Genomic DNA, 5,949 nt, shown 5'->3' with positions numbered 1-5,949 from the left:
TCTGGCCCGCATCATCATGAGCGGGCCGGAGGCCCGCGCTCCCGTAAAGACTACGCCTTCAGCACGTTGAACGCCGCATCGCCGTCACGGGCCACCTGTGGCACGAGATCGACTTCCCATTCGAGGTACTGCCGCATGGCGCCCTCGATATTATCTTTGAAGTCATAAGGCCGGTACCACACGTCGGTCGGCGGATCGGCCATCCGCGTGTGTCCCGCCTCGGTCGGCAGCTTGGCGGCGCGCCACGCCTTCATGCCGCCTGCCAGAACGGCGACTGGCAATCCGCCCGCCGCGTCCGCCGCTTCAGCCGCCGCCAGCGCCGCGATCTCGCCGTCGGGCGAGACCAGCACGATGCGTGTCACACCTTTCTGCTTGGCCAGCATCTCCGGGATGGTCTTGGCGAGGCCGGCGCGCACGGCGAACCAGGCGCCGGGCACATGGCCGTCGCGGTAGCGCAGGCTGGTATCGAGATCGATCACCAGGGCCTGCTCGAGCGACTTGTTGAGCTCGGCCGGCGCGACGGTCGCGGGCGTCGGCACGGCGAAGCCTGCCGGGAAGCGCGGCTCGGCCTCGGTGGTGAGCTCGCCGGCGGCCGGCTTGTGGTCGAGGACGTAGACCTCGCTCCAGTTCATCTGCATCAGCCAGTGCGCCGTCATGGTGGCGCGCACGCCGTCATTGTCGTGCAGCACGATGGTGGCCCCGCGTGCGCCGACATACTGGTCGGTCGCCTGCACGAGCTGGCCACCCGCGGCATGGCGGAAGCCTTTCAGATGGCCCTGGGCGTACTCGGCCGGGTCGCGCACGTCGAGGCGATAGAGCGGGCCGCCTTTTGCCACGAGCTTGTCGAGGCCGGCCTTGTCGATCTTCTTGATGTTCATCTTCTTGGCGATGTTCGCCGCCGCGGCCTGCGCGAACTTCGCCGCCTCCGGTCCCTGCGGCCCGAAACTCTTGGTCTCGCCGCGCGCCACCTTCAGGCCGGCGAGGTGCCAGCCCATGGTGCCGTTCTTGAGCGCGATCACCTTGTTGGGCAGGCCGGCATTGATCAGCGACTGCGCGCCGATGATCGAGCGCGTGCGGCCGGCGCAGTTCACCACCACCAGCGTCTCGGGGCGGGGCGCGAAATCCTTCACGCGATAGACCAGCTCGGCGCCGGGGCAGTCGACGCCGCCCGGGATCGACATGTTGTTGAATTCCGGCATCGGCCGCGAATCCAGGATCACCAGGTCGGTCTTGGCGTCGACGAGCTTCTGCAGGTCGGCGGCGTCGATGCGCGGCGTGTCGTTCTCGTGCTCGACGACCTCGCCGAACGCCTTGGACGGCACATTGACGCCGGTGAAGACCTCGTAGCCCGCGTCGCGCCAGGCTTTCAGCCCGCCCTTCATGACGGCGACGTTGGTGTAGCCGAGCTGCGACAGCTTCGCCGCCGCCCGGTTGGCGCGGCCGAGCCACTGCGGATCGGCAGCCTCATCGCCGCTGTCCATCAGCACGATGCGGGTGTGCGGATCGGGCAGCAGGGCGAGCACGCGCGGCTCCAGCCGCGACAGCGGCAGCGGCGTGGCGAATAGGGGATGGCCCTGGATCGAGAACTCGCCTTCCTCGCGCACGTCGAAGAAGCCGAAGATCTCGCCGGACTTCAGCATCGCCTTGACCTGCTGCACCTCGAGCAGGGGCGTCAGGATCTTGGCCTTGGCCATGAAACGCTTGGCATTGCCCGTCGCCATGTCGACCGACACGCGGTCGGGCAGGTGCTCCAGGCTCAGCCCATAGAAATGAAGATGCAGCGCGTTGCCCGAGCCGGCGGGCGTCTCGATGTGATGGAAATCGTCGGGCAAGTAGGAGATGACGTCGCCGCGGCGCAGCGTCTTCTCCTTGGCTGGCGCCTCGCGCAATTGCACGAAATCCTCGCGCGCGCCGTTGTCCAGCCGGTCGTAGACGACGTTGCGCTCGGCGCCATGCACGCCCGCGATGATCGCCCAGGTCGTGTGATTGTGCGGCGGCACCTTCTTGCCGGCGCCGCCGGCCGAGGCGTAGAGCGCGAAGCGATGGTCGGGGTCCTCGGCCAGGCGATAGATCCCGCCGTCGGCGCCCAACGGGAATTCCTCCTGCGGGAAGAGCTCGGCGCGGGCCGCCAGCGACGCCAGCAAACCGCCGATCTTCTCCAGGTTGGCGCGCGTCACGCCCGCCTTCTCGATGGCACGGCTCTTGTCGACCAGGCGCCGCACGGCGGCAGCGCGCTCCTGATGCAGGGTCATTTCGTCCTCCGTTTGGGCGCCAGTATAGCCATCCGGCGCTTGTCGCCCCATGCCAACTGCCACTACGGTATCGCTATGAAATACGTCGTCTCGATCGCGCTGCTGGGGGCTGCAGTGTCGGTGCTGGCGGCCGGGGCCCTGGCGCAGACCCAGACCAAGCCGAAACCGCCCGCAAAACCCGCTGTGGCCGCCAAGCCCGCCGCCGCCACGGCACGTCCAGCCGCGCATCCCACCATCGTGCCGCGCCGGCCGGTGTTCGTGCCGCCGCCGCCGGTCATCGAGCTCGACGAGATGGCCGTGGTCGCCGACCTGCCGACCGTGCTCGACGCCGAGGAGCGCGACCGCTACCGCCGCATCTTCCAGGCCCAGGCCGCCGGTCAGTTCGGCCAGGCCGACGCCGACATCGCCCAGGTCAAGGACAAGACCCTGATGGGCTATGTCAGCGCCCAGCGCCTCTTGAGCCCGCAATACCAGGCGAAGTTCCCCGAGCTCGCCCAGTGGCTGCAGGACTACAACGACCATCCCGATGCGCCGGCGATCTACAAGCTCGCCATGGCGCGCCGCACGCCGGGCTCGCCCGAGATCACGCCGGCGAGCTTTATAGGCTTCGCGCAGCCCTCGCCGACCTTCGCGGCAGCGCGCACGACGCGCGGCGCCGATGCCGGCCAGGCCGCCGATCTTCGCGCGCGCCTGCAGGGCATGGCCGACGATGGCGGCACCAATGCCGCTTTTGCCTTGCTCGATCGCAAGTCGACGGTCGATGTGCTGGGTCCGCAGGAAGTCGAGCTGTGGAAGGGCCGCATGCGTACGCGTGCGCTGGAAGCTGATTCGCAGCGCGGCGTGCAGGTGCCGATCGAAGTCTCGATGCCGCCCGACGCCAACTGGATGGCCGGGCTCGCGGCCTTCAAGGGCGGCAACTACGCCGAGGCGGCGCGCCGCTTCGAGGCGGTGGCCGATGCTGCGCCCGACCAGGCCTCGTCCTGGACCTTGTCGGCCGGTTCGTTCTGGGCCGGCCGCGCCAACCTCCTGGCCGGCAACCCGCAGAAGTTCGCACCGTATCTCAAGCGCGCGGCGCTGCATGGCCGCACCTTCCACGGCCTGATCGCGCAGAAGGCGCTCGGCATGCGGATCGAGCCCGACTGGAACGTGCCGGCGCTCGACCGCCGCCGCGCCGACGTGCTGAAGAACGACCGTGCCGGCCGGCGCGCGCTGGCGCTGTTCCAGCTCGGCGCCCAGACTGCGGCCGAGCGTGAGCTGTTCGGCGCCTCGATCGACGCCGATCCGCAATATATCGAGACCGTCATGGCGGTGGCGTTGAAGGCCAACCTGCCCGGCCTGTCGGTGCGCGTCGGCAACGCCAACTGGGACCAGCGCCACAACATCAAGGGCTATGACGGCGCCATGTACCCGCTGCCGCCGTGGCAGCCCAGCGGCGGCTGGTCGCTCGACCGCGCGCTGGTCTGGGGTTTCATGCGCCAGGAATCGGCGTTCAATCCCAAGGCGCGCTCGACGGTCGGCGCCATGGGCCTGATGCAGCTGATGCCGGGCACGGCGCGGCTGGTGTCGAAAAGCTATGCGCCGGAGACGGCGGGCGGCAATCCCTACGATCCCTCCAACAACGTGGCGTTGGGGCAGGCCTATATCATCTCGCTGCTGGGCGAGGTCGATAACAACCTGGTACGCACCGCGGCGGGCTACAACGGCGGCCCGGGCAACGTCATCCGCTGGGACAATTCGCTGAACGCGAGCCAGGACCCGCTACTATACATCGCCTCGATCCCATTGCACGAGACCCGCGACTTCGTGCAGCGCGTGCTCACCAATTACTGGGTCTACCAGATCAGGCTCGGCCAGCCGACGCCGTCGCTCGACCAGATCGCGGCGCACGAATGGCCGCGCTACTCGGGACAGGATACCGGACGTTGATTGCCAGGGTGAAAGTATGAGTATCGACCGCCTGCGCCGCTTCATCGGAGACATGACTTCCCTGGTGGGTGGCGCGTGGCAGGACAAGGACGAGGCGGCGATCGTCGAGGTCGGCCAGAAGCTTCTAGGGGAGCTGGTGTCGCACGACGACTGGCTGCCTGAATCGATGGCCAAGGTACCGGCGCACGGCTATGCCCAGAACCTGCTGTGGTGCGACCCCTTCGAACGCTTCTGCGTCGTGAGCTTCGTGTGGGCGCCGGGGGCGGTGACGCCGGTGCACGATCATCAGATGTGGGGCATGGTCGGCATGCTGCGCGGCTCGGAGACCTCGCTGCATTTCGCGCCCGATCCCGAAACCGGCGCGCTCAAGCCCGGCGTGCTGAACGCGCTGAAGCCGGGCGACGTCGAGGTCCTGTCGCCGGCCGAGGGCGACATCCACCAGGTGACGAACGCGCTGACCGACCAGGGCTCGATCAGCATCCACGTCTACGGCGGCAACATCGGCGCAGTGCGCCGCCACACCTTCGATGTGAAGACCGGCGAGCCCAAGCTGTTCGTGTCGGGCTACACCAACAAGGAGCAGCCCAACCTGTGGGACCGCTCCGCCGAGGTGCGGGCGCAGTCCTGATCTTTAGTGCTTGTGCGGATGCGGATGGGTCGGATCGACCCAGTATACCGTCTCCGGCTTCTCGGCCGGCTCGAGGTCGATGTTGATCGCCACCGCCTCGTTGTCGGAACGCACCAGAACGCATTCCAGCGGCTCGGTGTCCGAGGCGTTGATCTCCTGGTGCGGCACGTAGGGCGGCACATAGATGAAGTCGCCGGGCCCGGCCTCGGCAATGAATTGCAGCTGGTCGCCCCAGCGCATGCGGGCGCGGCCCTTCACGACGTAGATCACGCTCTCGAGGTGCCCGTGATGATGGGCGCCGGTCTTGGCGTGGGCGTGGATGGTGACCGTGCCGGCCCACAGCTTCTGGGCGCCGACGCGGGCGAAATTGATGGCCGCGGCGCGGTTCATGCCCGGCGTCTGTGCGGTGTTGGTGTCGAGCGATCCCGCCGGGATGACCCGAACGCCGTCATGTTTCCAATCGGTCATGGCTCCCATCTAGGCCCACGGCCTCGCCGCCGCAAGATGCCGGTTGTAGGATGCGGCCATGAACAGGATCGATGAATCCAAACCCTTCAAGCCGGTGAACATCGCCGTGCTCACCGTCTCCGACACGCGGACGCTTGAGACCGACAAGTCGGGCGACACCCTGGTCGAGCGCATCAACCGCGACGGCCACGTGCTGGCCGACCGCGCCATCGTCACCGACGACGTCGACAAGATCCGCGCCCAGGTGAAGAAGTGGATCGACGATCCCCAGGTCGAGGCGGTCATCACCACCGGCGGCACCGGCGTCACCGGCCGCGACGTCACGCCCGAGGCGCTGGAAGGCCTGTTCGAGAAGCGTATCGAAGGCTTCGGCGAGGTCTTCCGCTGGATCTCCTTCCAGAAGATCGGCACCTCGACCATGCAGTCGCGCGCCATCGCCGGCGTCGCCAACGCCACCTACATCTTCGCCCTGCCGGGCTCGACCGGCGCCTGCAAGGACGGCTGGGACGACATTCTACGCCAGCAGCTCGACATCCGGTTCAGGCCCTGCAACTTCGCCGAGCTGATGCCGCGGCTGAACGAAGGCAAGATGCCGCGCAGTGGTTGATCTCTTGCCGGACCGCGGGCCTCCAGGCCCGCTCATATTCTTCCGGACCGCGCGCATCCTGCGCGCTC

Annotated in this window: 5 protein-coding genes; 3 read left to right on the top strand and 2 right to left on the bottom strand. The window is 67.9% G+C overall.

All coding sequences use genetic code 11. The features are described from left to right. Positions 1 to 50 precede the first annotated feature (50 nt). Complete coding sequence (locus RSO01_RS45645; protein WP_170303877.1) at positions 51 to 2,252, bottom strand: rhodanese-like domain-containing protein; 2,202 nt, start codon at positions 2,250 to 2,252, stop codon at positions 51 to 53. Between the two features lie 75 nt (positions 2,253 to 2,327). Between RSO01_RS45645 and RSO01_RS45640 the strand changes: the two genes are divergently transcribed. Beyond that, a complete protein-coding gene (locus RSO01_RS45640) occupies positions 2,328 to 4,178 on the top strand; it encodes a lytic transglycosylase domain-containing protein (RefSeq protein WP_170303876.1) in 1,851 nt (616 codons plus the stop codon). A 16-nt stretch (positions 4,179 to 4,194) separates the two neighbouring features. Beyond that, the gene (locus RSO01_RS45635) at positions 4,195 to 4,806 is read left to right on the top strand and encodes a cysteine dioxygenase family protein (RefSeq protein WP_147157273.1); all 612 of its coding nucleotides are present in this window, start codon (positions 4,195 to 4,197) and stop codon (positions 4,804 to 4,806) included. Between the two features lie 3 nt (positions 4,807 to 4,809). Here the strand turns inward: RSO01_RS45635 and RSO01_RS45630 are convergent, their stop codons facing one another. Continuing rightward, positions 4,810 to 5,274 (bottom strand): cupin domain-containing protein, encoded by a 465-nt coding sequence (locus RSO01_RS45630; RefSeq protein ID WP_246159255.1) that lies wholly within the window; start codon positions 5,272 to 5,274, stop codon positions 4,810 to 4,812. A gap of 58 nt (positions 5,275 to 5,332) precedes the next feature. On the opposite strand from RSO01_RS45630, the gene moaB reads away from it, so the two are divergent. Next, complete coding sequence (gene moaB / locus RSO01_RS45625; protein WP_147157271.1) at positions 5,333 to 5,881, top strand: molybdenum cofactor biosynthesis protein B; 549 nt, start codon at positions 5,333 to 5,335, stop codon at positions 5,879 to 5,881. Positions 5,882 to 5,949: the final 68 nt, after the last annotated feature.

The sequence above is a fragment of the Reyranella soli genome (assembly GCF_007992495.1).
GTDB lineage: Bacteria > Pseudomonadota > Alphaproteobacteria > Reyranellales > Reyranellaceae > Reyranella > Reyranella soli.
Note: the sequence above shows the minus strand (reverse complement) of the source record. Positions and strands in the feature narration are given on the sequence as shown.